This window comes from uncultured Veillonella sp., assembly GCF_900545795.1.
Classification (GTDB): domain Bacteria; phylum Bacillota; class Negativicutes; order Veillonellales; family Veillonellaceae; genus Veillonella_A.
Genome location: NZ_URAR01000024.1, coordinates 1 through 24380, shown reverse-complemented (window position 1 = coordinate 24380; position 24380 = coordinate 1). Strand labels below are relative to the sequence as shown.

At 39.8% G+C, this 24380-nt stretch carries 25 protein-coding genes; 20 read left to right on the top strand and 5 right to left on the bottom strand.

The window, feature by feature from the left end; all coding sequences use genetic code 11:
* Positions 1–930 precede the first annotated feature (930 nt).
* The 3 genes from QZR90_RS09015 (at position 931) to QZR90_RS09005 (ending at position 3309) form a co-directional block, all read left to right on the top strand.
* Positions 931–1431 (top strand): GNAT family N-acetyltransferase, encoded by a 501-nt coding sequence (locus QZR90_RS09015; RefSeq protein ID WP_295791163.1) that lies wholly within the window; start codon positions 931–933, stop codon positions 1429–1431.
* Between the two features lie 218 nt (positions 1432–1649).
* On the top strand, positions 1650–2024 hold the full coding sequence (locus QZR90_RS09010) for a MarR family winged helix-turn-helix transcriptional regulator (RefSeq protein ID WP_295791161.1): 375 nt from the start codon (positions 1650–1652) through the stop codon (positions 2022–2024).
* 178 nt (positions 2025–2202) lie between these two features.
* Positions 2203–3309: an NADH-dependent flavin oxidoreductase gene (locus QZR90_RS09005; protein ID WP_295791158.1), complete on the top strand. Its 1107-nt coding sequence runs from the start codon at positions 2203–2205 to the stop codon at positions 3307–3309.
* 166 nt (positions 3310–3475) lie between these two features.
* On the opposite strand, the gene QZR90_RS09000 is transcribed toward QZR90_RS09005, so the two are convergent.
* Together QZR90_RS09000 and QZR90_RS08995 are read right to left on the bottom strand one after the other, a co-directional pair.
* On the bottom strand, positions 3476–3931 hold the full coding sequence (locus QZR90_RS09000) for a helix-turn-helix domain-containing protein (protein WP_295791154.1): 456 nt from the start codon (positions 3929–3931) through the stop codon (positions 3476–3478).
* 446 nt (positions 3932–4377) lie between these two features.
* The gene (locus QZR90_RS08995) at positions 4378–5172 is read right to left on the bottom strand and encodes a carbon-nitrogen family hydrolase (RefSeq protein WP_295791152.1); all 795 of its coding nucleotides are present in this window, start codon (positions 5170–5172) and stop codon (positions 4378–4380) included.
* Between the two features lie 259 nt (positions 5173–5431).
* Here QZR90_RS08995 and QZR90_RS08990 point away from each other — a divergent pair, with 259 nt between their 5' ends.
* From QZR90_RS08990 to QZR90_RS08960, 7 genes are all read left to right on the top strand, one after another.
* The gene (locus QZR90_RS08990; protein ID WP_295791150.1) at positions 5432–6250 is read left to right on the top strand and encodes a polysaccharide deacetylase family protein; all 819 of its coding nucleotides are present in this window, start codon (positions 5432–5434) and stop codon (positions 6248–6250) included.
* An 18-nt stretch (positions 6251–6268) separates the two neighbouring features.
* Complete coding sequence (locus tag QZR90_RS08985; protein ID WP_295791147.1) at positions 6269–7216, top strand: phosphodiester glycosidase family protein; 948 nt, start codon at positions 6269–6271, stop codon at positions 7214–7216.
* Positions 7217–7224: 8 nt separating this feature from the next.
* A complete protein-coding gene (locus QZR90_RS08980; protein WP_295791145.1) occupies positions 7225–8193 on the top strand; it encodes a hypothetical protein in 969 nt (322 codons plus the stop codon).
* 151 nt (positions 8194–8344) lie between these two features.
* Complete coding sequence (locus tag QZR90_RS08975; protein ID WP_295791143.1) at positions 8345–8674, top strand: hypothetical protein; 330 nt, start codon at positions 8345–8347, stop codon at positions 8672–8674.
* Between the two features lie 146 nt (positions 8675–8820).
* Positions 8821–10227 (top strand): pyruvate carboxylase subunit B, encoded by a 1407-nt coding sequence (locus QZR90_RS08970; RefSeq protein ID WP_295791139.1) that lies wholly within the window; start codon positions 8821–8823, stop codon positions 10225–10227.
* A 143-nt stretch (positions 10228–10370) separates the two neighbouring features.
* On the top strand, positions 10371–11156 hold the full coding sequence (locus tag QZR90_RS08965) for a PhzF family phenazine biosynthesis protein (RefSeq protein WP_295791134.1): 786 nt from the start codon (positions 10371–10373) through the stop codon (positions 11154–11156).
* A gap of 220 nt (positions 11157–11376) precedes the next feature.
* On the top strand, positions 11377–11847 hold the full coding sequence (locus tag QZR90_RS08960) for a YbaK/EbsC family protein (RefSeq protein ID WP_295791131.1): 471 nt from the start codon (positions 11377–11379) through the stop codon (positions 11845–11847).
* 550 nt (positions 11848–12397) lie between these two features.
* Here QZR90_RS08960 and QZR90_RS08955 read toward each other — a convergent pair.
* Positions 12398–13105 carry a class I SAM-dependent methyltransferase gene (locus QZR90_RS08955; RefSeq protein WP_295791128.1) on the bottom strand — a complete coding sequence of 236 codons (708 nt, stop codon included), beginning with the start codon at positions 13103–13105 and terminating at the stop codon, positions 12398–12400.
* Between the two features lie 221 nt (positions 13106–13326).
* Between QZR90_RS08955 and QZR90_RS08950 the strand changes: the two genes are divergently transcribed.
* From QZR90_RS08950 to QZR90_RS08930, 5 genes are all read left to right on the top strand, one after another.
* Positions 13327–14271 (top strand): ABC transporter permease, encoded by a 945-nt coding sequence (locus QZR90_RS08950; RefSeq protein ID WP_295791125.1) that lies wholly within the window; start codon positions 13327–13329, stop codon positions 14269–14271.
* Positions 14264–15046, top strand: coding sequence for an ABC transporter permease (locus QZR90_RS08945; RefSeq protein WP_295791122.1), 783 nt, complete (start codon positions 14264–14266; stop codon positions 15044–15046). The genes QZR90_RS08950 and QZR90_RS08945 overlap by 8 nt, the downstream gene beginning before the upstream one ends.
* Positions 15036–16616, top strand: coding sequence for an ABC transporter substrate-binding protein (locus QZR90_RS08940; protein ID WP_295791120.1), 1581 nt, complete (start codon positions 15036–15038; stop codon positions 16614–16616). The genes QZR90_RS08945 and QZR90_RS08940 overlap by 11 nt, the downstream gene beginning before the upstream one ends.
* A gap of 48 nt (positions 16617–16664) precedes the next feature.
* The gene (locus QZR90_RS08935; RefSeq protein WP_295791117.1) at positions 16665–18416 is read left to right on the top strand and encodes an ABC transporter ATP-binding protein; all 1752 of its coding nucleotides are present in this window, start codon (positions 16665–16667) and stop codon (positions 18414–18416) included.
* 274 nt (positions 18417–18690) lie between these two features.
* Positions 18691–19203 (top strand): metal-sensing transcriptional repressor, encoded by a 513-nt coding sequence (locus QZR90_RS08930; protein ID WP_295791113.1) that lies wholly within the window; start codon positions 18691–18693, stop codon positions 19201–19203.
* A 195-nt stretch (positions 19204–19398) separates the two neighbouring features.
* Here QZR90_RS08930 and pyrE read toward each other — a convergent pair whose 3' ends face one another.
* On the bottom strand, positions 19399–19986 hold the full coding sequence (pyrE, locus tag QZR90_RS08925; RefSeq protein WP_295791111.1) for an orotate phosphoribosyltransferase: 588 nt from the start codon (positions 19984–19986) through the stop codon (positions 19399–19401).
* Positions 19983–20702, bottom strand: coding sequence for an orotidine-5'-phosphate decarboxylase (gene pyrF, locus QZR90_RS08920; protein ID WP_295791108.1), 720 nt, complete (start codon positions 20700–20702; stop codon positions 19983–19985). Before pyrF ends, pyrE begins: the two co-directional genes overlap by 4 nt.
* Before the next feature lie 300 nt (positions 20703–21002).
* Between pyrF and QZR90_RS08915 the strand changes: the two genes are divergently transcribed.
* From QZR90_RS08915 to QZR90_RS08895, 5 genes are all read left to right on the top strand, one after another.
* The gene (locus tag QZR90_RS08915; protein WP_295791105.1) at positions 21003–21623 is read left to right on the top strand and encodes a 3'-5' exonuclease; all 621 of its coding nucleotides are present in this window, start codon (positions 21003–21005) and stop codon (positions 21621–21623) included.
* An 86-nt stretch (positions 21624–21709) separates the two neighbouring features.
* Complete coding sequence (locus QZR90_RS08910; protein WP_295791102.1) at positions 21710–22039, top strand: hypothetical protein; 330 nt, start codon at positions 21710–21712, stop codon at positions 22037–22039.
* The gene (gene deoC / locus QZR90_RS08905; RefSeq protein ID WP_295791097.1) at positions 22036–22386 is read left to right on the top strand and encodes a deoxyribose-phosphate aldolase; all 351 of its coding nucleotides are present in this window, start codon (positions 22036–22038) and stop codon (positions 22384–22386) included. The genes QZR90_RS08910 and deoC overlap by 4 nt, the downstream gene beginning before the upstream one ends.
* 18 nt (positions 22387–22404) lie before the next feature.
* Positions 22405–23727, top strand: coding sequence for a thymidine phosphorylase (locus QZR90_RS08900; RefSeq protein ID WP_295791094.1), 1323 nt, complete (start codon positions 22405–22407; stop codon positions 23725–23727).
* The gene (locus tag QZR90_RS08895; RefSeq protein WP_295791092.1) at positions 23720–24127 is read left to right on the top strand and encodes a cytidine deaminase; all 408 of its coding nucleotides are present in this window, start codon (positions 23720–23722) and stop codon (positions 24125–24127) included. Before QZR90_RS08900 ends, QZR90_RS08895 begins: the two co-directional genes overlap by 8 nt.
* Positions 24128–24380 lie beyond the last annotated feature (253 nt).

Sequence of the window (24380 nt, the reverse complement as noted above, 5' to 3'; positions counted from 1 at the left end):
CGTATTGCACCAAGCTAGCTTCCAGCCAACATGGCAAAAGTATCTCTATGGACTAAGAACAATAGAAGCGACGAGGGATACGCAGTGAACCTAATTTAGAGGAGCGGTAGCTACGAATAAATTAGAGTGAATCGCGTAGTTCGGGGCGTACGATTCTTAGGAGAAGAATAGCCAGCATCCGAACAGAACGTATTTAAAATGTACCAAGGCATGGTAACGACGAACAAACATGAGTCAGTCTTTTAGCTCATGGCGTAAGATTTCTCGCAGAGGAATCTACAGCCACTGAGCAGTAAGTCGCTAACAGATACACAGATACGTAGAACTCATGTTTTGAAAGAACGAAGTGATGCACAAAACATAGAGTGTCACGTAGTTCGGCTCGTACGATTTCTCGAAGAGAAATCTACCGCCACTGAGTAGGAAGTCGCTATTATATAGGTCATACTAAATGGTATGGCATTTTTTTATATACGATACTTGGTATTGCACCAAGGTAGCTTCCAGCCCAAATGGAGAAGATATGTAAATGGGATTAATTTAAAAGTCCTATAAAACTCTATTATTTGAGCTTTAAGGCCTTTTTACTTTATAGATGACTGATTACATATAGGCTCATAAAATTAAGCCTATAAAGTGAAATAAGACGCCATAAATCAAAAATTATCAATTCATTAATCTTAGAAATGTATATAATCTTAACGTTAAATTTACAATATAAACATGCTAGCAAAATATTTATAAATTATAGCTTTATGTGGTAGGATTTTAGTAGACCTCGTATGTTATAATAAATCATTACAGTTTAATAGAAGGGGCAGCTAAAGGGGAATGGTTTTGCCCGGTAAAGTATATTAAATTGTAGTTTTTCATCGTTATTGCATCAGCTAGAAACATAGTCTGATGGGTATTAATTTGAGGAGATAGAGCATGAGTGAGATAAAAATTAGAACTGGCGTTCGTGAAGATGTACCAGCATTATTAGATATTTATAATTACGAAGTATTACATGGTGTAGCTACTTTTGATATTGAGCCACGTACTATAGCAGAATGGACCACTTGGTATGAAGCGCATAATATATTAAATCATCCTTTAATCGTAGCTACTATCGATGATGTTGTGGCAGGATATGCTACTTTATCCGAATATAGAAGTAAGGAAGCCTATGCAGGAACTGTGGAACTATCTATTTATATAGGGCCTGATTTTAGACGCAAAGGTGTGGCTTCTAAGTTGATGGAATCTATTTTAGCTTATGCTAAAGAGGATGATAGTATTCATATTGTTGTATCTGTTATTACGGGAGGCAATGAAGCTAGCGTAAAGCTACATAAGAAATTTGGATTTACATTTTCTGGATCCATACCTGAAGTGGGCGTAAAAAATGGTGAGTTCTTAGACATTGAAAATTACTACTTAATTGTATAGGCTGAGTAGGCTAGGAATTAGAGCGTAGAGCGTTTTAATTGTATTACACAAGATTTACTTACATCGAGGGAGCAATTTCTTAGAAAATTTTTGAGGGGACTTGCTTTTTTGTAAGTGATAGTGTAATATAATAAATGTATATGCATGTGCATGCATTTTAAAGATAAGATGAAATGACATAATCTGATTTTTATGAGGATCGAGAAAGGAGGACATGTATGACTGATTTTTTTACGCGCTGGTTTACAGATTATAAGCGTGTGCGAGAGATTTCAGAAGCTTTAGAGCATGCGTTAGAATCGCGTATTAATTTAAGTTTAAATGCGTATTATGTGCTCCACTTTTTAGAACGTGCAGAAGAACATAAATTGCGTCTTAACACTTTGCAAGAGCAAGTTGGTCTTAGCCAAAGCGCTATGTCGCGCATGATTCTTCGTATGGAAGATGTGAATTGTGGTTGTATTGAGCGAGGTTCCTGTAGCTGCGATAAACGTGGTGTATATATAGGAATAACTGCTCATGGATTAGAAAAATTAGCGGCAGCAGAGCCTATTGTAGAAGAAGTATTACACTCATTTTATAGTATTAAATAATTATGCTAGTAGCTGATTATGGCTAAATGGGGATTCCGATATGGCTAGGCACGGGACGTGGTACTTAGCTATGTCGTTTACATATAGTTATGCTCTTATAAATGCATGTGCATACATTTATAAGAGCATAACCAATGGATTTTAAATGTTCAAGATAGAGACTAGTTAGGAGTAAATAATGAGAAAATTAACCGATACTCTCAAATTTAAACGTGGTTTGGAAATTAAAAATAGATTGGCTATTCCTCCAATGACAACGCGGATGAGCTATTATGATGGCACTGTTACAGGTGATGAAATTGCCTATTATGGAATGCGTACTGGCGATGTTGGCTTATTTATTACTGGCGTAGCTAATATCCAAAAAAACGGTATGGGCTGGACTGGTGAACTAGGCGTATATGATGATAAATTCATTCCTGGCCTTAGCCGTTTAGCTTCGACGATTAAGCGTGATGGTACGAAAGCAATTTTACAAATTTTCCATGCAGGCCGCATGACTGATAGCAAAACAATTGAAGGAGAACAGCCGGTAGCACCAAGCGCTGTAGCAGCTGAAAGAGAAGGGGCAGAAACGCCAAGAGCGCTAACTGACCAAGAGATAGAAGAGATTATTGAGAACTTTAAACAAGCTACGGTTAGAGCCATTAAAGCTGGTTTTGATGGTGTAGAGTTACACGGTGCTAATCATTATTTACTACATCAGTTTTTCTCACCTCATTCCAATCGTCGTGAAGATAAATGGGGCGGTACGTTAGAAAAGCGTTATCATTTTATTGAACGCGTTGTAGATACTGTAATTGATACGGTAGATTCTATGGATGTGCCTAACTTTATTGTAGGTTATCGTTTTTCTCCGCGCGAAGAAACTAATCCAGGTTTCAATTTAAAAGAGACTTTATGGCTAGTTGATAAATTAGCGGATAAAAAATTAGATTATTTACATATTTCGTTAACTCGTTATGATCGTAAAACTAATGTAGAGGAATACCAAGACAAGTCGATGTTGGCCTATGTTCATGATACAATTAATGGACGCATGCCATTAATTTCAGTTGGTGATATTCGTGACCGTGCAGACTTAGAAGCCGCTTTAAATCATTCTGAAATTGCTGCTATTGGTTGCTCATCTCTAATTGACCCTAACTGGAGTGGTAAAATATTAGCTAATCGGGATAGCGAAATTCGCTCCACACTTAATCTTCAAGATAAAGAGTTACTTATGATTGCGAATGGGACGTATGCTTTTATGGAAATGAAAGTACCTGATCGATTGGTAAAATAAAAACAAAAAACAAACACCAAAACACCCAAAATCTGTATATTGCAAAAGCCTCTCATGACTCTTATTACAGGCATATAATTTTTAGCTAGTTGCTTAATTAGTTGTTCACTAGCTAGTAGTTACACTGTAATAGGGACCATGAGAGGCTTATTTTTGTTTTAATAGTTTAGTTGAATTTCTTTATTTCACTTCGATAGTGAGCTTGCGCAATTTCATCAGGCGTAAAGGAAAATATATTTTGCATCTCAATCTGTAGCGCATCTGCTAGATGGGATAAAATATCAAGGGTAACGCCCTGTACTGCATAGCCTCGCTCAATGCGCGATAAGTAGGATATACTAATTCCTGAGAGCTTAGCGAGGTCGCGTTGTAATAAACCCTTACTTTTCCGTAAACGCGCGATTTTAAGGCCTAAGCAATTATAAAATGCTTCCCCAGTTACAGCCTTTCGCGGTTTTACAGTAGGTAGGATTGGATTTAGTAGCGAAGCAAAGGCTAGCGCTGTAAATCGTAATGATTTGGTGTCAGGGGTACCAATTTCGTGTACTAGCTGTTTTCGCTTCTTTGGTTGGTACTGCTTCAGCGTCTCTCTTTTTTCTTTGTCATTGCGTTTGACAGTCATGAGTCATGCCTCCGTTATCATTCCCTAACGATATACGTTTTTATCAAAACATATATTACAAAAATACATCTAACATAATTTATCATACGTTAAAAAGCACTAGATGTCTACCTTGCAATTACAAATTAGGTCAAAAGGTGCAAGTGGAATGCACCGGTCAAGGTTTAAATTTTCTGGTGTAAACTTAAAATAGCCCTTAACTACGGGGTTAAGGGCTATATAAAGGACATATTATATTTAATTTTGCAAAATTAAATATTCTTGAAAATTTGTGTTAAGTAACAAGAATATAGAAATTTTAATTACAAGGCTAAAAGTAGAGTGGCACTACAAATATAAAGTAGAGGATTACAGCGTTAAATCATGGATTGTAGAGGACTAACAGTGTTAAATCATGGATTTACTGGAAATATTGGCGCTCATATATACAATCTATTTAGGTTTGTTTACAGTTTATAGAGCTCAGGGCGACGATCTTTGAATACATTAATCTTTTCGCGAATTGGCTTTATAACTTCTGGGTCAATCATTACGTATTGGATACTAGGGGATGAATCAAGTTCTAGGAGAATCTCACCAAATGGGTCTATCACTAAGGAGTGGCCGGCCATGGTAGCTCGTCCTATGGCTCCACAGCCATTGATGGCACAGACAAACATTTGATTTTCGATGGCGCGAGCTTGATTTAAAATGCGCCAATGTGCAAGCCTTGATGTAGGCCATTGGGCGGGAACGAAAAGTATATCAATATGTTGGAGGGCGGCCATACGCACTAACTCAGGAAAGCGAATATCATAGCATGTGATGGAGGAACATGCTAAATCGTCTAACATAAATTTATGCACGCCCATGCCGCCCGCATAAAACACATCTTCTTTGGCAGGTGAGAAGCAATGAACTTTATCATAGGAAGAAATAACTTCTCCTGCACGATTAACTATATAGGTTGTATTGTATACTTGACTGTCTTTTACCGTACTAACAGAGCCACCTACAATATGACAATGAGTTTCTTGAGCTAGCTCTTTTAAGAATTCTTGTGTACGATCTCCATTGGCATCTGCCTCTTTAATTAAGTCGGCAGTAGGGTAGAAACCTGTATTCCAGGTTTCAGGCAAAACAATTATATGCGGCGCGCCTTCTGCTGCTTTTAGTATGGCTTCGCGGACCATGGCATAATTTTTATCAATATGTCCTACTTCAGTGGCTAATTGGATTAAGGCTAATTTTTTCATTGACATACCAGCTCCTATTGTTGAGATTAGAATATATGATGCTGTGTCTATAGTTAGAGTATAGGATGTTGTATCTATAGTTAGAGTATATGATTCTATGTCTATAATTAAAGTATACCGAAGGGTGAAAATCCCTGTCAATATAAGGCATAGAGGAGCTAACCATGAATACATAATGCAACAATAATGTGCCTTGTGGTATAATATAGATTGAATTCGTGTTTGTAAAAGAAAAACAATAATGAGCATAAATTAGGAGGCAAAAATGAAGCGATTACTACTCGTCCTTTGTATGCTTTGTAGCCTAGCTTTAATCTTGACGGCTTGTGGCACAGAGACGGCGACTACTAGTGGTGGAGCCACTAAGACAGAGGCGGCAGCTACAAAAGTAAAAGAAGACGTACCTACAGCTGTACCTGATGGTATTCCTGTTCTCATGTATCATAAAGTAGGTCCGGATAGAGATAATGATGCAGTTATTAGGGAAGATTTATTCCGTGAGCAAATGAAGTTCTTACATGACAATGGATTTCATCCGTTGACTATGGAGCAGCTAAATGATTATGTTCGTCATGGTAAAGCGGTCCCAGTAAAACCAGTGGTTCTCACTTTTGATGATGGCTACGAAGATACATATACGATTGTGTATCCAGTCCTCAAAGAATATGGCTTTGCTGGCACAGTGTATATCAATCCTGGCGATATGGGCACACGCCTCACTTGGGAGCAAGTTAAGGAAATGAAAGACAATGGTATTACCATTGCGAGCCATGGATATGACCATATTCGTATGACTGATTTATCTGAAAGCGAGCAATTAAACAATATTGTAAAAGCACAGGTGGCATTAAAAGAAAAATTAGACATTGATAATCAATGGTTTTGCTATCCTTATGGGCGCGTAACAGAATATACAGAAAAAGCAGTAGCTGATAATGGCATTAAATTAGCTACAACGATGAATCCAGGTTGGGTTCATGTAGGCGATAATCCATATGCGCTAAAACGTATTTGGATTGGCAATGCTGTAGACATTGAACATTTTAAAGAGCGTATTACTACAGAAAAATATACAGATTTATAAGAGATAGAGGAGTTACGCATGAAACGATTCTTTAGTAAAGGTTGGGTAAAATTTATCATCCTAATGTTTCTTTTTACCGCCATTACATCCCCAGTTGTGGTTCTATTTGGACCCTTTGACAACTTAAAACGCACTGTCGTAGGCGCTATTATGCGATCTCGTCATCCACACTACATCACTTGGCTCTTTGACCAAGATGAAATCAATATGATTTTAGGTACTGTAGGTACTGTGCGCAGTCAAGATTTGTTTAAATTTAAAGCGCGAGAAGATTCTACATTAAAATTACGTAAGATTGAATCTACTCGTTATGTAGGTTATATATTAGAAATTCCTGATCCTCGTCGCGTAAAAGTAGCAACGGCGCAAAACATCCAGGAAAAGGGTGAAACAGTAAGTAATATTGCTAAAGATAATGATGCTGTAGCAGCTATTAATGCAGGGGGCTTCCATGACCCTAATGGTACGGGTACAGGCCGCTTGCCTTATGGTTTTATTTTACAAGAAGGTGAGTATATTATCGGCAAAGATGTGGGACCTGATGAAGCTGTTGATTTTGTAGGCTTTACGAAGGATGGCAACTTAATTGCTGGTAATTACAACAAAACGGAATTAGCCGATATGAAGGCTATGGAAGGTATTACCTTTGGACCGCCATTAATTGTTGATGGTGAAAAGATGATTACTGACGGCGATGGCGGTTGGGGCATTGGCCCGCGTACGGCTATTGGTCAGAAAAAAGATGGCAGCGTGCTTTTCTTAGTCATTGATGGTCGTCAACCAGGCTATTCGACAGGGGCGACCTTGCGAGATGTGCAGGATGTATTATATTCGGAAGGTGCTTATATTGCCGCTAATCTTGATGGTGGCTCAAGTACTACTTTATTCTATAATGGTAAAGTTGTAAATAAACCTGCTGATTTATTGGGCGAACGGATGATTCCTACGGCCTTTATTGTGAAATAGGAGGACCTATGAATTCATTTGGTAAAGTAATGAGCGCCTTTGTGCTGGGCCTTGCATTACAAGGCGGTATTTATTATTATTTGGATCAAGTCTACTTTGCCCCTACGACAGATTTTGCTGTAAGCTCTAGTGAAAACCAAGACAAGGATGGCAATTTTCCCGATGTAGGGGAAGGGAGTAAATATTATTCTCAAGGGCACAAATATATGGCCGTAGTGACACAAAATAGTGTAAAGGTATATACCTCCGGCAAAAAAGAGCCTGTACAAATTGACTTAAAAGGTCGCTCTGTAAGCTATTTTGAATGGTTGCCAGACCGCGACTTGGCTATTATGGGCTTATATGGTGGCGAAGAGGATAATGTAGTTTTGGCGCGCTTTGACCCTGAATCGCCAGAACATGAGGTTGATACAGCTATGCATGATTTGCCATCTGATAGTAAAATCGTTGATGCAGCCTTTTCAACGGCTACTAATGTAGTGTATATGAAAATAAAAGTAGCAGAAAATGCATATCGCATTTATCGTACGGATGCGAACTACGATACTCGTCGTGTCTATATGCAGGCCTCTAATATTGGTCGTATTGCTGTATTCTATGATGAAGATCATTTCTTCTATGATAATGTGCGCACCGGTGATGTGTTCATGTTCGATGGCACTGAAGGGGGCTGGCGCGTTATTAACCCACCAGGACGTTATCGTTTAGTTGGGGTGGATAAAGCAAAGAATATTTACATTGCTAAAGTAAATGAGGATGATGAAGTGTTATCCTTAAGCAAAGGGCAATTAGGTGTAGGTTTTGAAACAATCAAGACCTTTGACTCTGTACAAGATTTGAAGGACATCACAGTAGCTGCTATTGAAAACAACACCTTACCGAGCGGTACAGATGGCCCTAAAGACAGTAAGAGTGACAGCGATAGCAAGTCTAAAGACAGTGACTCTAGAGATTCTGATTCAAGCAAAAAGCGATAATATAACTTAAGGTAAGTTTTCACTGGGGATTATTAAAACTAGTAAAAAGACTAAAATTAGTACAATGCTATAAACGTGGTATGAGGGGATTTGACTTTCAGTGCTCACAGTGTTAGGCTTTTATTTAGTCTAAGAGAAAGTAGGAGATATAATGGCTAAGTTTAAAATCAAAAAAGGTCTTAGCGATGCCGATATGTTTAAGAATGTAGTGGAGGAGGAAACCTTTGAAACCGCTATGTTACGCGGTGAAGAAGAGCGTAATCGCCCTGCATTTCACAAGAGCAAAACTGGCAATCCTAATAGCCAAGAGGCCTTTTATAGAGAGTTTTTGACAGAAAAAATTGAAACTCAAATTGGCAAATTATTATTGGAAATTAAGATGGACTATTTTAAAGATGGATATGGCGATTTTTCTGTACAAGTGAAGAAAGATGGACGCCGCATCATTTTAGAAACAGCACCAAAACAAGTTAAGCAGTAAAGTAATGGTAAGCTGCGTAATTACTGCCATAAGTACATTACAAAAAATAGAAATGTAAAATAAGTAGTAATCCCAAATAAGTAGTAATACAAAATAAGTAAAATACATTAAGAATAAGACCCATTATTTTTGGAAGGAGTCTAAGCATGAAATCAAAAAAAATACGAATTATGGAGACAGTTCTTCGTGACGGTCATCAATCGATTTTGGCTACGCGCATGCGCACTAGCCAAATGTTACCAGCCCTTGAAAAACTCGACTCTCTTGGCTATGAAGCTCTTGAGTGCTGGGGTGGGGCTACGTTTGATAGTTGCTTACGCTTCTTAGATGAAGACCCATGGAATCGTTTACGTATCTTGAAGAGCCATTTAAAAAATACACCATTACAAATGTTGTTACGTGGCCAAAATTTATTAGGCTACAAACATTATGCTGATGATGTAGTGGAAGCGTTTGTCACTAAGGCTAAAGAAAATGGCATTGATCGAATTCGTATTTTTGATGCCTTAAATGATCCGCGCAATATGGAACAAGCCATCAAAGCCGGGAATAAATGTGGCGTTCATGTGCAAGGCACCATCGTTTACACACTTAGCCCTGTGCATACGAATGACATGTTTGTAAGCGTAGCGGAACAGCTAAAAGATATGGGCATTAACTCTTTATGTATTAAAGATATGTCTGGTTTATTAGCACCTTATGATGCAGGATCTTTAGTGCAAGAATTGAAGAAGCGCCTAGGAGATGACATGGTTATTGACCTTCATAGTCATTTTACTTGTGGCCTTGCTAGTGCAACCTATCTAAAAGCCATTGAAGCAGGTGTAGATATTGTAGATACGGCATTGAGCCCATTTGGTCATGCTACTTCGCAACCAGCTACTGAAAGCTTAGTTGAAATGCTACGCGGTACTGAATATGATCCAGGATTGGATTTAGATACGTTACGCGAATTGGCTACCTATTTCCGTGGTGTGCGCAATGAAATTGCCAATGAATTTGGGTTAATACCAGCTCATGAAGTATTGCCAGAAGTACGTCATTATCAGATTCCTGGCGGTATGATGTCCAATACACGCAATCAATTAAAAGAAATGGGCATGGAAGATAAATTCTTTGATGTAATGGATGAAATGCCACGCGTTCGTGCGGACCTAGGTTATCCTCCATTAGTAACACCAACGAGCCAAATCGTAGGTACTATGGCTATGATGAATGTAAACTTTATGGCTAATGGATTAGATCGCTACCATATGGCACCAACTGAAGTAAAAGATTTAATTCGTGGTAAATATGGCCGCTTACCAGGTCCTATTAATGAAGAAGTACAGAAAAAACTCATCGGCGATGAGGCGCCAATTACTTGCCGTCCAGCTGATTTAGTAGAACCTGAATTAGAAAAATATCGTCGTGAATTAGAAACACAAGGATTCCAAGGATTTACGGATGAAGATGTGTTGACCTATGCTATGTTCCCAGAAGTGGCGTTACAATTCTTTACAAAACACTCACAAGAAGTTGTACGTCGCCAATTGATTATTCCTCGCGACTAATTAACACAGCGTACAGACTATAAGAAAATCCGAGTTATCCAAAAGGAGACTCGGATTTTTATTTATTATAAAAGTGACTAGGTTTGAATTATAGATAGTGGTACAATTGATTTAGTATTGAGTTCGAGTTAGGAAGGAGATATATGAAACAGTACATTGTAGATGCTTTTACAGAGACAGTATTTCATGGAAATCCTGCAGCGGTTTGTATTTTAGAGGAGTTCCTAAGCGAGGCGCTGATGATACATATAGCGAGCGAAAATAATTTATCAGAAACAGCTTTTGCCGTTAAAAAAGGTGATAATTATGCGCTTCGTTGGTTTACACCAGAAAGTGAAATTGACCTCTGTGGTCATGCAACCTTGGCAACGGCATATGTAATAATGAATTATTATGAGCCAGATGCGCAGCAGCTTAGTTTTGAAACCCTTAGCGGTATGCTCACCGTTCAGCGTCATGGGGATTTATATGAAATGGATTTTCCTGCCTTTGAGTTAAAGGAAGTGCTTGTAACGGAACGCATGACTCAAGCGTTAGGAGTAACGCCTTTAGCTGCTTATATGGGACGCGATTTGCTTTGTGTGCTTGCTGATGAGGAATTAGTAGCAACATTGACACCTAATTTAGATTTAATAAAAGGCTTAGATGGTTTACTTTGTCATGTAACTACGGAACCTAAAGATAAAACAAAGGGCATTGATTGTGTATCAAGAACCTTTGCACCTAAATTAGGTATTCCTGAAGATCCCGTGTGCGGGTCCGGGCATTGCCATATTGTACCGTATTGGGCTAAACAATTAGGCAAAACTGAGATTACAGCGTACCAGGCCTCGCGTCGTGGCGGCACTTTATATTGTAAACAGGAAGCAGAGCGTATAAAAATGGCAGGTAAAGCGACTTTATATGCTGTAGCAGAGCTTCAGGTGTAAATTGTCAGATCCTCTTATATGAGGTGTAAGGATTATACATAAGGTATAATCTATAAATCGTTCATACATGAGATGTAAGAAGCCGAGTTAATCTGCATTATATTGCTTTTGAGCTAAGGTGTAAGTGCCATACATAAGAGGTAAGCGCTCATCCATGAGGTAGGTTTATTGTAACGAAATGTAGAGAAAAGAGAACAAAGAAGAGAAAGAGGGAATTAATATGTCATTTGAAGCGATTAAATCATATTTTGAAGAGCAGGGTTTAGGTGAGCGTGTTCATAATTTAAGTCAAGATAGTGCTACCGTGGAAACCGCAGCTATTGCGGTAGGTTGTGAGCCAAAGCAAATTGCTAAGACTTTATCCTTTTTAGCTAATGGTGAGCCGATTTTAGTTGTTGCTGCAGGAGATGCGAAGGTGGATAATCAGAAGTTTCGCGCAGAGTTTGATTGCAAGGCTAAGATGATTCACGCTGATGAAGTAGAAGGTTATATTGGACATGCTCCAGGCGGTGTATGCCCATTCTGTATTAAGCCTGATGTAAAAGTCTATTTGGATATTTCCTTGCAGCGTTTTGATATTGTATATCCTGCAGCAGGCACGGGACATAGTGCTATTCGCCTATCACCAGCAGAATTAGAAATTCATTCAAAGTCATTGAAATGGGTCGATGTATGTAAGAATTGGGAGTAATTTAGGGCTAATTTAGCTCTAATTCCAACTGCTATGCTAAATAGTAAGTGTGCACGATGTGAACTTATACACAAAAAGAAGTAGCAGACTAGGACCGAAAAGTCTAAAAGCTAAATAGCATAGAAAACGCAAAAGCTAAGTAGGATAAAAAGTCTTAAGAGCTAGTAGGACAAAAAGCCTAAAAGTCGAGTAGTATAAGAAGGCTTAAACGTTGAGTAGTATAAGAAGGCTATAAACGTTGAGTAGTAAAAGAGCACTTAAAATTGAGTAGTATTAGAAAACTTAAAAGTTGAGTAGCATAAAAAGAAAAAAGCCTAGTAAACGTTGGCGAAGCAATATATGCTTTCACATTTACTAGGCTTTAGTATTGCCTTTATCCCTATATACCCTGGTATAGGTAGCACACTAATAGGATGTTATAGATATTACACTATATTGGGAGAATGTCTTTTCAATAACCATACTCGGTTGTTCTTACACTATATTGTATGGCATAGGTAGTACAATATAGTCCACTATATAGCATAGGTATTGCACGTTTGAGGTCGCTTTATTTTATGGCCTTAATCATAAAGATGGGAACGTCTTCGTACTTTAGATTATCATCTACTTGTACTAGTGGGCGAATATTAGGCTCAATGAAGAGCTGTGAAATTCCTAAGGCTGTAAGAATTGATTTATCCCAGTCTGGTCGTACTTCCTGACTAATCGGTAATTTATTTTTTATGTTAGTACACTCGTCTAATGTATCTCGCTCCATATTTTCATGTACATGGCCTTTGGTGTTAGTGAAGGTGGTTTGGCCATAGTCAGAATCAAAATTTAGAAGTAAGCCGCCTGGTTTCAAGACTCGCAACCATTCTGCATAGGCCGCCTCTGTATCAGGGAGTGTCCAGGTGACATTGCGACTAATTAACATATCAAACTCGCTAGTTGAGAAATCGAGCTTGGTAGCGTCCATTTTTTGAAATTGTGCGTTACTGTTAAATTGAGTTCCATTGAGTTTGGCATGGTCAATCATTTGCTGTGACATATCAATGCCTAGAACTTGATGTCCTTGATGAGCTAATAAAAATGAGAAGAAGCCCGTGCCCGTACCTACATCTAAAATGCGTAAGGGCGTATGAGGGGGAAGTTGTTGCAAAATCAACTGTGTCCAGGCCTGGCCATTAGGACTATGCATTTCTTGTTTGCGCAGCTCATTAAAATCGCTACTTCGTTTATCCCAATAGGACTCGATTTGGTTTAATATGGTCATAAAATCTCCTATAGATAAAAATACTTTGTATATTGTACTAGATTACTAATTGTTACTATAGATTATATGAAAAATTAGGGGATTTCGTAAGCGGGGATGGGGGTTATTTTTATTTTTATATCCCCTAGGGTGGCTTTTCAAGACGGAGTAGTACTATTAAACTAAATAGTGAGAATATATAATTAACCTAATGCTTTAGAAGCAGGGAGAAAGGATCGATTGTGTGGATTAAAGTTGTGCGCCGTTTAGGTGAAGGACTATTATTTTTGCTCCTTATAACCTCACTTACATTTTTTATCATGCATATGACGCAGGATGATGTAGTTGATGTTGTATATAGTCAGCAGCAAAGCCTTTCCTATGAGGAACAAGCAGCCAAGCGCGAAGAATTGCAATTAAATGAATCACTTATGACACAATATGGGCGCTGGCTTGGCCAAGCCTTGCAAGGGCATATGGGGACATCCTATGTAAATGGCGAAGAAGTGACTACTTTATTGGCAAAACATTTGCCGGCCACACTTACTCTTATGGGGGCTGCCTTAGGTATTACCTTGCTAGGCTCTTTGCCTTTGGGCATACTTTGTGCCTTAAGGGTAAATTCTTGGTATGACAGAGTATTGCGCCTTTGGTCTATGCTAGGGAATTCACTGCCCAATTTTTTTACGGCCTTATTACTTATGTATGTGTTAGCCTTACAATTAAATCTCTTGCCGGTTATTGCTAAGTCAAATAGTTTAGAAGGCCTAATTTTACCGACCTTGACCTTAGTTATAGGGATGAGTGCTAAATATATTCAACAAGTTCGTACATTAACCTTAGGAGAATTGCAAAAGCCTTATATTATGGCTTTGCGCACAAGAGGCGTTTCGTGGTGGCACATTGTGCGATTTACAGTGTTGCCCGCTATTTGGCCACCGCTGCTTACGTTGATGGCTTTGTCCTGTGGATCTTTACTAGGTGGTGTGACCATTGTGGAGTCGATTTTTATGTGGAATGGCATTGGCAAGCTCGCTTATGATGCCATTGTAAGTCGTGATTATCCAGTACTTCAAGGCTATGTTATCTGGGTATCAGTGATTTACATTGTGCTTCACAGCCTAGTTGATATGTGGCAACAAAGATTGAACCCACAAGAGGCAAAGGCAGGTGAATTCCATGAATAAGCGAAGTCTAATCCCCTTGTTATTGATTCTTTTGGCCATTCTCATAGGCCCTTATATATGGGGGGCTGATCCCTATGCGCAAGATTTAACGAAGGCTTTGCAGGCGCCGTCTGCAACTCATTGGTTAGGTACGGATCAATATGGACGCGATGTATTAGGTCGCGTTCTATATGGAGGTCGCGTAACTATTGGCACAAGTGTTGTCATTGTTCTTTTAGCGGCGTTAAGTGGTACGGTTTTCGGTATTTTAGCCGGCTATAAAGGGGGCCTTTGGGATTGGTTTGTAGTTCGTTTGGGCAATTTATTTTTATCCTTGCCAACCTTAGTATTAGCGATTGCCTTATCCGCGTTATTGGGGGGCGGCTTAGATAAAGTAGCTTATATTTTTATTATTTTATATAGTCCTAAATATGCCCGATTAGCTCGCAGCTTGACTAAGGAGCTTAAGACAGCGCCCTTTATACATATAGCAAAGTTAGAAGGCAAGGGAACATTTCATATATTATGGCATTACATTGGACCTAATATTAACCATGCCATAATTACAACAGCTGCATTAGATTTAGGGGTTGTCCTTATGGAATTGGCAGGACTTTCCTTCTTAGGATTAGGCGCTATGCCGCCTACGCCTGAATGGGGGAGTATGTTAAGTGCTGGTCGCAGTGTTATGCAAATGGCACCATGGCTAGTGCTAGGGCCTGGATTGGGAATTGTATTAACTGTAGGTGCAGTACATATAGCTTGTGAACAGTGGAGGAAGGGCTATGAAGTTTAGTATAAAATCAGCGCATCGGTATATGATGCGTATTAATAGACGGGGCCTTATGTGCCTTGGCGTAGCAGTCATTATGCTCCTAGCTGGCTGTGGCGTTACGGGGGAACAAGATGGGGGGAAGAAAATTCTCCATTATGGTACCACTGCTTATGGTCCTGCTATGGAAAATGCCGGTTTAAATCCGCAAGTCGCGTATCAAGGCTGGAGTGCGATTCGCTATGGTGTAGGCGAAACTTTGGTGAAATTTTCACAGCATATGGAAGTAGAGCCCTGGTTAGCAGATACCTATGAAGTAGTGGATCCGCATACTGTACAATTTCACATCCGCGAGGGGGTTACCTTTTCGAATGGTAAGGCTCTTACAGGGGACGCTGTAAAAGAATCACTAGAGGCGTTGGTGGCAAAGCATAATCGGGCGGCTAGAGATTTAAAAATTCGCCAGATTACAGCACAAAATCAGCAAGTAACTATTCAGTCGGAGCATCCGGCGGCAGTGCTTTTAACTTATTTAGCAGATCCTTATAGTACGATTATTGATGTAGCTGCTGGAGAAAGTAATCGCATTGTTATTGGTACAGGGCCTTTTAAGGCTACTGAAGTAACAGATAGCACTGTGAAATTAGTGCGCAATGATACGTATTGGAATGGGCAGCCTAAGCTTGATGGCGTAGATGTGCAGCGCATTACTGATGGGGATACATTAACGATGGCATTACAGCGAGGCGACATTGATGCGGCACAAGGTTTACCTTATAGTAGTATTGATTTATTCAACAACAATAAGGACTATCGCATCAGTTCAGTAGCTACCTCAAGGGTCTATCAGATGGCCTTTAACTTTAAATCGCCTAATGTACAAGATAAGCGAGTTCGTGAGGCGATAGCCATGGGCATTAATAAGGCAGATTTCGTCACTGTGTTATTAAAGGGCAATGGCTTAGTAGGAGAAGGTCCATTTCCTAATACAACTGCATTAGGCCAAATGCAATTGCAAACGGTCCCTTATGATTTAAATAAGGCGAAGGCTCTACTTGCTGAGGCTGGTTATGTTGATCAAGATGGCGATGGTTATGTAGAAAAGGAGGGCAAGCCACTCGTTATACGCTGGCTTACATATACATCACGTCAAGAATTGCCTTTATTAGCTGAAATGGCGCAAAGTTCTTTAAAAGATATGGGCATAAAAGTAGAAGTGAATGCTACAGACTCCTATTTAAGTAGTTTAAAGCAAGGTGAGTTTGAAATTTTTGCTAAAGCCTTCGTAACAGCACCTACCGGTGAAGGCTCATATTATTTTAAAACCAATGTATTAGCTGGCGCCGTAGACAATGTGGGTGGGTATGATAATCCCAAAATTAGTGAATTAGATAAGCAATTAGACCAGACTATAGATCCGGCTACTCGTCAGAGTATTTTTCAAAATATGACACAAGCGGTGTTGGATGACCAGGCCTTTGTGTATGTAGCCTTTTTAAAGATGAATTTAGTGACGAAGGCTTATGTCACTCATTTTGATGCGTACCCATCAGACTATTATGAAATCAATAAAGATATTGATATAGTAAGATAATAAGGTTTAGGACCGGTGGGTGTCTGAAAAAAGAAAGGAGGTCCTTCAGTGGAAAGCATAGATAAAGCTGTAAATTTGGCTAAGTATGAAGATAAATCTATAGCGCCAGAAACACGTTTTGGTTGTGTATTATATTTAGACCATGTTAGCATTGACCATCGAGGGACTTCTATTATTAAAGAGGCACATATTATGGTTAAACGCGGGGAAGCAGTCGGTCTTGTAGGGCCCAGTGGAATCGGTAAAAGTACTTTATTAAAAGCCCTTTGTGGTGTCTTAGGCCCTGAATGGGTGATTCATTGGCAAGACAGCAAGGTGTTTGAACAGCCTATACCACAAAGTGAAGCAACGTGGCAAAGCCTTCGTGGTAAGCGCTTAGCCTATATGCCTCAAGATGCCCTTGCGTCCTTTGTGCCGCGAAGGACTTTGGAAAATCAAATAAAAGAAATATGCCAAGCCATTGGTTTATCTTGGACTGCAGGGCTGGAACGGATACAGGATTTAGCTAAGAGTTTAGATTTATCCTTGGACTTTTTAAAATTATATCCTCAGGAGCTTTCTGGTGGCATGATTCAACGAGTCGCCTTGTTGGTAGCCTTATTGCCAAAACCTGAATTGTTATTAGCTGATGAGCCGACTGCTGCATTGGATTTAGAACGACAAATTGCTTTAGTAGAGTTACTCAAGCGTGTAACCAAGGAAACAGGATGTGCCCTTTTATTTGTGACTCACCAAAAGGAATTACTTACTCATTTAGGTGGTCGTATTTATGAAATAAGAGAGGGTGTTCTAAATCTAGTTAATAACCATCAAGGTGCATTGTCTTTAGATGGCAGTTCAGTGAATAGTAACCCAGTAAATAGTAGTTCCGTGAATCACCGAGGTGAGTCATTAGCAGTTGATACTAATCGTTCCGTAAGTCGGTGGGGCAAGCCATTAGCAAAGGACACTAATGAAGTTGGTGCTGCGCCCCTTTTAGAATTTAAGCATGTGAGCATTACATATGGAAAGGGGGAGAAGCATTTTCAAGCTGTATCGGATGTGAGTCTACAAATTCAGTCCGGGGAATGGGTTGGCCTTGTAGGACCTAGTGGGGCTGGTAAAAGCAGTTTATTTAAGATAGCTTGCGGTTTATTACAGCAATATGAAGGTTCAGCATATTTAGATGGACATGATGTACGGTCAATTAGTTTAGCTCAACTAGGTACAATAGTTCAGCCAATCTTTCAACAACCACAAAGTGCCTTTAATCCTAAGAAGACTTTGCGCTGGAGTTTAGAAGCGGCTAGGAGCTCTAGGCGAGATATATTCCATAAGGACAAATCTGATGAGAAGTGCTGTGTGCCTACATCTAGTCATTATATTTTAGACGCTAAAGAAAGAGATATGTCCATAGAGGAGGCGGCATTAGAGTCCGTATTATTGCCAGTCCCATATGGCGATAAATATATGAGCCAACTTAGCGGTGGCGAAGGACAGCGAGCAGCTATAGCGCGAGCGCTCATAAGTAATCCGAAGTTGCTACTTTGTGATGAAATTACTTCAGCCCTTGATAGGCAGACGGCACTAGAAATTATTGCGTATTTAAAATATATCAAAGAGTCCTCGCATATAGGTGGACTCATTATTACTCATGACTTAGACTTTGTTAGAGCACTTTGCCATCGCATGTATGTGATAGGTCAAGGGCGAATTGTTGAAAGTGGAGCTGTAGAGGAGCTATTGACGAAGCCTAAGAGTGATATCTTGAAGCGATTGATGGAAGCCTTTCGTTATGTAAAACGGGCACCAACAAAATAGTATTGTGGCACTATTGGCTAAGTCTATAGGACAGTAGGATGGGTAGCTCATAATGTGTGAAATGCTAGTCAGTACCCCGTTTAAAAGACTCGTATCTAGTTTAGAATATTAGTCACTATCCACTTTACTGCGTTAGCATAGGGCTTAAGTGATTAGGCTGTTACATAGTTAAGTGTTTAGTTCGCTATTATTTTAGATGATTTTATATGGTATAAGGCCTATCTCACCTGGTATATGGTATAATAGATATTATTTATAAGGTGGTGATAGGCGAATGAAGGAGAAAAAACAAGCTCGTACTATGGGCGTCACTGATGGACATAGTAATGAACATACAGAGCGTAGAGCACATGAACATACTCACAGTGTAACTACGGAGCATAATCAGGCACATGAACATACACATGATGGAGCACATAAACATACTCATGGTGTAACTATGGAGCATAGCCATGAACATTTACATCATCATGTGCATGAACAGGCTTCGGATAGTAATGACGGGCATAGTCATGGTCATACGCATTCCCATACGCAAACTAAGGCGGTACTTAATCGCCTATCGCGGATTATAGGTCATTTAGAGTCTGTGAAGAGAATGGTGGAGCAAGGGCGAGATTGTAGTGAAGTATTAGTTCAATTAGCGGCCGTTGATTCTGCTGTGAAAGGTGTAAGCAGAGTGGTTATGAAGGACCATATTGAACATTGCTTGGTGGAAGCGGTAAAGCAAAATGACCATGAGACTTTGGCGAAATTAAATGAGGCTATCGATCGATTTATAAAATAAAAAAGCACTGCTATACTAGGGCTTGTTACTCTTGAGAAAGAGTGAGCTTTAGTATAACAGTGCTTTTATTTATTTAGCTATTTCCTATGCAATGCCACGACTGATGTATTTTTCATAGATAGGTTCAGTTTAGCATTGTTAAGTTTTTGAGGATTATTAGGTATGAGCTAATTAATCCCGATTAAATTTGTAAAATTATTTAATATGTTTGCTACCGCGCTCTGTCATAGGCACTTGGTCTTTGCAAAGTGGGCATTCATCTGGTTGATAAGTAGGAACTGTTAAGTTGAGAAGGGCTTGTACTTTTTCATTTGGCACGCCAAATTCAGCTTTGCCACCACTGCGATTTACGAGCAAGCCAACGCCTACAATTTCGCCACCAGATGCATTGACTACATCAACTACTTCTTGTACAGAGCCACCAGTTGTTACAATGTCTTCAACGATGAGTACACGTGTACCTGGCTCAATGCGGAAGCCACGGCGAAGAGTCATTTTACCTTTTTCGCGCTCTGTGAAAATGGCGCGTGTGCCTAATGCTTTACCTACTTCGTGAGCTAATAAGATACCGCCAGTCATTGGTCCAATAACGAGATCAACATTTTGATCGCGGAAGCGTTCAGCCAATTCTTGGCAAAGGCGTTCAGTGTATTTTGGATGTTGTAATACATTGAATTTTTCTACATACATAGGGCTGTGTAAACCAGAGGTAAGTAGGAAATGGCCTTCTAAAATGGCCTTAGTATCAATTAATAATTGTTTTACTTCTTGTTCAGTCATCATTTGTTGATTGCCTCCATTTCTTTTATAATCAATTCCACAGCTTCTGGTGGGTTTGATGCTTTGGTAATAGGTCGACCAATAACGAGCTTGGATGCGCCATCTTGTAAGGCGCTCTTAGGCGTAGCGATACGTTTTTGGTCATTCGCCGCTGCAAAGCTAGGGCGGATGCCAGGGGTAACGATGAGGAAGTCCTCTCCGCAAGCTTCACGAATGGCTTTCGCTTCTAATGGAGACGCTACTACGCCGTCCATGCCAGAGGCTTTAGCTAGTTTGGCGAGTTTCACAACTTGATCTCTAATTGGCAATTGCCCGCCTGTAGCGGTCCAAGCTTCATCGTCGAAGCTAGTGAGTACAGTGACGGCCAATAATTTAGGACGCTCTACTTGTAGCTCCTGCGCTGCTTTGGTAGCTGCTTCAGCGGCTTTTTCCATCATAACTGGGCCGCCCTGGCTATGCAAAGTAATGAGCTTCGCACCGAGACGAGTTAAAGAGGTTACACCTTGAGCTACTGTATTTGGAATATCATGTAGCTTTAAGTCTAGAAATACAGATTTATTTTGCTCCCGTAAATATGAAATTGTATTAGGCCCAGCGGCATAAAAAAGTTCCATGCCCACTTTGTAATACGAAACGGAATCGCCTAAGGTAGTTACTAGTTCTTTGACATCATCTAAACTAGCTACGTCCAAGGCCACTATGAGTCTATCATCTGCCATTGTGAAACCTCCTTTTAGGTCAGCATATGTGCATAAGTTCATATGTCTCATATGAGCTTACAAAAAGATATTCAAATAATTTTTACATAAAATATAGATAAAGTCAAATTACATTTGTAAAATTGACCAAACACAAGTCCTTTAGGCTCACCTTAATGGTGCGTATTTTAGAATATGACTTCTTAATGCTTGCTATATGGTATATAATATTAATTAGGCTATATCGAAAAATATAGTTTATTAAATTTTTATACTGATGAATAATATATAGATGATGTAAAGACGTTAGAAGGAGATTATATGTTAGATTTTGTTGCACTCGATTTTGAAACGGCCAATAAATATGCTAATAGTGCTTGCTCTTTAGCAGTTGTTACCGTAGAAAATGGGGTTATTACAAAACGCGGTTATAGTTTGATTAAGCCCCCATTTATGAATTTTGACCCTGAATGCATTGCCATTCATGAGATTCAACCTAATGAAGTAGTTAATAAACCGACGTTTGATAAACTATGGCCTGCTATTTATGAAAATCATTTAAAAGGGAAGATTTTGCTCGCTCATAATGCACGTTTTGATATGGGCGTATTGCGCGCTACATTAGACCACTACAATATTGAATGGCCTAATATGTATTATGCTTGTACAGTTAAGATCTCTCAAAGAGTTTGGCCTAATTTAGAAAACCATAAGTTAAATACTATGGGAGCTTACTTAGGTTATAAATTCAGACATCATTATGCGTTAGATGACGCTGAAGTGTGCGCTCAAGTGGCTGTAGCAGCAGCCAAGGAAAAGCGTGTAGATTCCATTGATGGATTGCTTACTTCCATTGGTTTACAGCGCACGCCATTTATTACAGAGGATAAGCGTAAGGAAATGAATCAAGCCGCTCAAGGTGAGCAGGTTTCATTCTTTTAATATAGTTTCATTCCTTTGATATATTAGAGAATATAAATTAGGATTTTGAATTTTACAGTCTAAGGCTTCTAGGAGGTATATACGCTATGAAGAAACCTATTACTGGACGAGATATTTTAAAACAGGTGGACCATACATTATTAAAGCCTACGGCTACATTAGCTGAAGTGGAAGCATTAGTGGAAGAGGCTATTGTATATAAAACGGCGTCTGTTTGTATCCCACCAATATTTGTAAAGCCTATTAAGGCAAAGTATCAGGGGGCTATTCCTATTTGTACAGTTATAGGATTTCCTTTAGGCTACGCAGCAACGGAAGTTAAGATTTTTGAAACAAAGCAAGCATTGTTGGATGGTGCTGATGAGATTGATATGGTCATTCCCATTGGGCTAGTAAAGGCGCAGAATTTGATGTGATTGAACAAGAAATTAGAGCCATTAAAGAGGTATGCGGCAAGCGTATTTTGAAAGTCATCGTGGAGACTTGCTATTTAAATGAAACAGAAAAAGTAAAAATTGCACAAGTAGTGACTACAGCCGGGGCTGATTTTATAAAAACTTCAACAGGTTTTGGCACGGCTGGCGCTACTGTAAGTGATGTGGCCTTGTTAAAGCAAGCTGTAGGTCCTAAAGTGGCTGTTAAGGCCGCGGGTGGACTTCGCACTGTAGAAGACTTATTGGCTATGTTAGAAGCTGGGGCTACGCGCCTTGGGGCGAGCGCAGCGGTAGGGCTTTTAAAAGATCATTTAGATGATACATTCTAATGAGTTAGGAGTGAGACTATGCACATGATTGATTTGATACTAAAAAAACGGCGCGGTGAGGCTCATAGTTTAAGTGAATTGCGCTATATTATGAATGAATATGTGGCAGGACATATTCCGGATTATCAGATTAGTGCATGGCTCATGGCCGTGTATTTTCAGGGCATGACTGATGAGGAAACAGCGCATTTGACTTTGGTCATGGCTGAGTCTGGTCAGCAAATTGATTTAAGTAGCATTCCTGGTATTACAGTGGATAAGCATAGCACTGGTGGTGTTGGTGATAAGACAACCTTTATTATTGCATCTATTGTAGCAGCTTGTGGCGTGCCAGTGCCTAAAATGTCTGGTCGCGGCCTTGGTCATACAGGGGGGACTATTGATAAGCTTGAATCGATTCCTAAGGTCAATGTAGCATTAAGCAAAGATGAGTTTTTAGCCATTGTGAAGGACGTGGGCGTTGCTGTAACCGGGCAATCGGCTGATTTAGCGCCAGCAGATAAACTATTATATGCATTGCGCGATGTAACGGGGACGGTAGACAGCATTCCTTTAATAGCGTCTTCTGTTATGAGTAAAAAAATTGCTGCTGGAAGCCAAGCTATTTTATTAGATGTTAAGGTGGGCAGTGGTGCCTTTATGAAGACCATAGAGGATGCTATAGCTTTAGCGCGCACGATGGTTGCTATTGGAACAGAACATGAGCGCCAGGTAATCGCTTTGATTACTGATATGGATCGACCTTTAGGCAGTGCTATTGGGAATGCCCTTGAAATTCGTGAAGTCGTAGACACTTTACTTAATAAGGGGCCTGAGGATTTAACGGCAGAATCAATAGTATTAGCAGCTAATATGTTACAATTAGGCGGCCGAGGGACTTATGAAGAGTGCGAAGTATTGGCTAAAGAAACATTAGAATCTGGCAAGGCCTATGAGAAGTTTATAGAATTAATCAAAGCCCAAGGTGGCGATGTGAGTGCCCTTTTACAAGATGATTTTGCTAACGCTCTGTATGAAATGCCTATTAAGGCGGCGCAGGCTGGTTATATTGTGAAAATGGATGCGCAACGCTGTGGTGATGCGGCATTAGCTTTGGGGGCTGGCCGTCATACTAAAGAGGACGCCTTAGATTATAAAGCAGGTATACTCTTGCTCAAGAAGACCGGAGAGGCCGTTAGTACTGGAGAGACGATTGCTTATGTGCAAAGTAGTTCCAAAGATACATTGTCCCTGGGGGCTGGGATTTTGCAACAGGCCATTTCAATAGGAAGTGAAGCTCCAAAAGGGCATCCCCTTGTATTGGCTAAGGTCAGTGCGGAAGGAGTGGAGCGCTATGAATAAAAACAGGCAGGTCAATGCTGAACTTTTATTACGAGAAGCTAAGGCGGCGCAGGCAAATTCCTATAGCCCGTACTCTAAATTTCCTGTAGGGGCAGCGTTATTATGTGCTGATGGAACTACCGTACAAGGTTGTAATATTGAAAATACCTCCTATGGGCTTACAAATTGTGCGGAACGAGTAGCTATTCAAACGGCTATAGCAAGTGGCCGTCGAGAGTTTATCGCCATGGCTATAGTTGGTGTGCCAGAAGAACCTTGTATGCCTTGCGGCGCTTGCCGGCAGGTGATGGTGGAATTTAATATTCCACGACTTTATTTTGAAGGACCTAAGGGCAAGATTATTAGTTATGAGCTAGACGAGATACTTCCTTTGAGCTTTGGACCGCGAGATTTAATCTGAAGTTACTTTTCAGATGGTTTTGAGCAAGGCCTTTATCAGCGAAGTAGTGTGCAGAATACCATTGGACAGTTTGAAAGCTTACAATAGGCTAGCCTGAGAGCTAGCTTAAAATAAAACAAGGGCTGTACGTGGATTAAATTTTTCTTAACCCTAGGCCATAGAGACAATCCAAACTATAATCCTATTTGCAGTTTGCAGTTTGCAGTTTGCAGTTTGCAGTTTGCAGTTTGCAGTTTGCAGTTTGCAGTTTGCA

Coding starts and splice junctions, on each gene's coding strand:
- QZR90_RS09015 (WP_295791163.1), top strand. CDS start 931: ATGAGTGAGATAAAAATTAGAACTGGCGTTCGTGAAGATGTACCAGCA.
- QZR90_RS09010 (WP_295791161.1), top strand. CDS start 1,650: ATGACTGATTTTTTTACGCGCTGGTTTACAGATTATAAGCGTGTGCGA.
- QZR90_RS09005 (WP_295791158.1), top strand. CDS start 2,203: ATGAGAAAATTAACCGATACTCTCAAATTTAAACGTGGTTTGGAAATT.
- QZR90_RS09000 (WP_295791154.1), bottom strand. CDS start 3,931: ATGACTGTCAAACGCAATGACAAAGAAAAAAGAGAGACGCTGAAGCAG.
- QZR90_RS08995 (WP_295791152.1), bottom strand. CDS start 5,172: ATGTCAATGAAAAAATTAGCCTTAATCCAATTAGCCACTGAAGTAGGA.
- QZR90_RS08990 (WP_295791150.1), top strand. CDS start 5,432: ATGAAGCGATTACTACTCGTCCTTTGTATGCTTTGTAGCCTAGCTTTA.
- QZR90_RS08985 (WP_295791147.1), top strand. CDS start 6,269: ATGAAACGATTCTTTAGTAAAGGTTGGGTAAAATTTATCATCCTAATG.
- QZR90_RS08980 (WP_295791145.1), top strand. CDS start 7,225: ATGAATTCATTTGGTAAAGTAATGAGCGCCTTTGTGCTGGGCCTTGCA.
- QZR90_RS08975 (WP_295791143.1), top strand. CDS start 8,345: ATGGCTAAGTTTAAAATCAAAAAAGGTCTTAGCGATGCCGATATGTTT.
- QZR90_RS08970 (WP_295791139.1), top strand. CDS start 8,821: ATGAAATCAAAAAAAATACGAATTATGGAGACAGTTCTTCGTGACGGT.
- QZR90_RS08965 (WP_295791134.1), top strand. CDS start 10,371: ATGAAACAGTACATTGTAGATGCTTTTACAGAGACAGTATTTCATGGA.
- QZR90_RS08960 (WP_295791131.1), top strand. CDS start 11,377: ATGTCATTTGAAGCGATTAAATCATATTTTGAAGAGCAGGGTTTAGGT.
- QZR90_RS08955 (WP_295791128.1), bottom strand. CDS start 13,105: ATGACCATATTAAACCAAATCGAGTCCTATTGGGATAAACGAAGTAGC.
- QZR90_RS08945 (WP_295791122.1), top strand. CDS start 14,264: ATGAATAAGCGAAGTCTAATCCCCTTGTTATTGATTCTTTTGGCCATT.
- QZR90_RS08940 (WP_295791120.1), top strand. CDS start 15,036: ATGAAGTTTAGTATAAAATCAGCGCATCGGTATATGATGCGTATTAAT.
- QZR90_RS08930 (WP_295791113.1), top strand. CDS start 18,691: ATGAAGGAGAAAAAACAAGCTCGTACTATGGGCGTCACTGATGGACAT.
- pyrE (WP_295791111.1), bottom strand. CDS start 19,986: ATGATGACTGAACAAGAAGTAAAACAATTATTAATTGATACTAAGGCC.
- pyrF (WP_295791108.1), bottom strand. CDS start 20,702: ATGGCAGATGATAGACTCATAGTGGCCTTGGACGTAGCTAGTTTAGAT.
- QZR90_RS08915 (WP_295791105.1), top strand. CDS start 21,003: ATGTTAGATTTTGTTGCACTCGATTTTGAAACGGCCAATAAATATGCT.
- QZR90_RS08910 (WP_295791102.1), top strand. CDS start 21,710: ATGAAGAAACCTATTACTGGACGAGATATTTTAAAACAGGTGGACCAT.
- QZR90_RS08900 (WP_295791094.1), top strand. CDS start 22,405: ATGCACATGATTGATTTGATACTAAAAAAACGGCGCGGTGAGGCTCAT.
- QZR90_RS08895 (WP_295791092.1), top strand. CDS start 23,720: ATGAATAAAAACAGGCAGGTCAATGCTGAACTTTTATTACGAGAAGCT.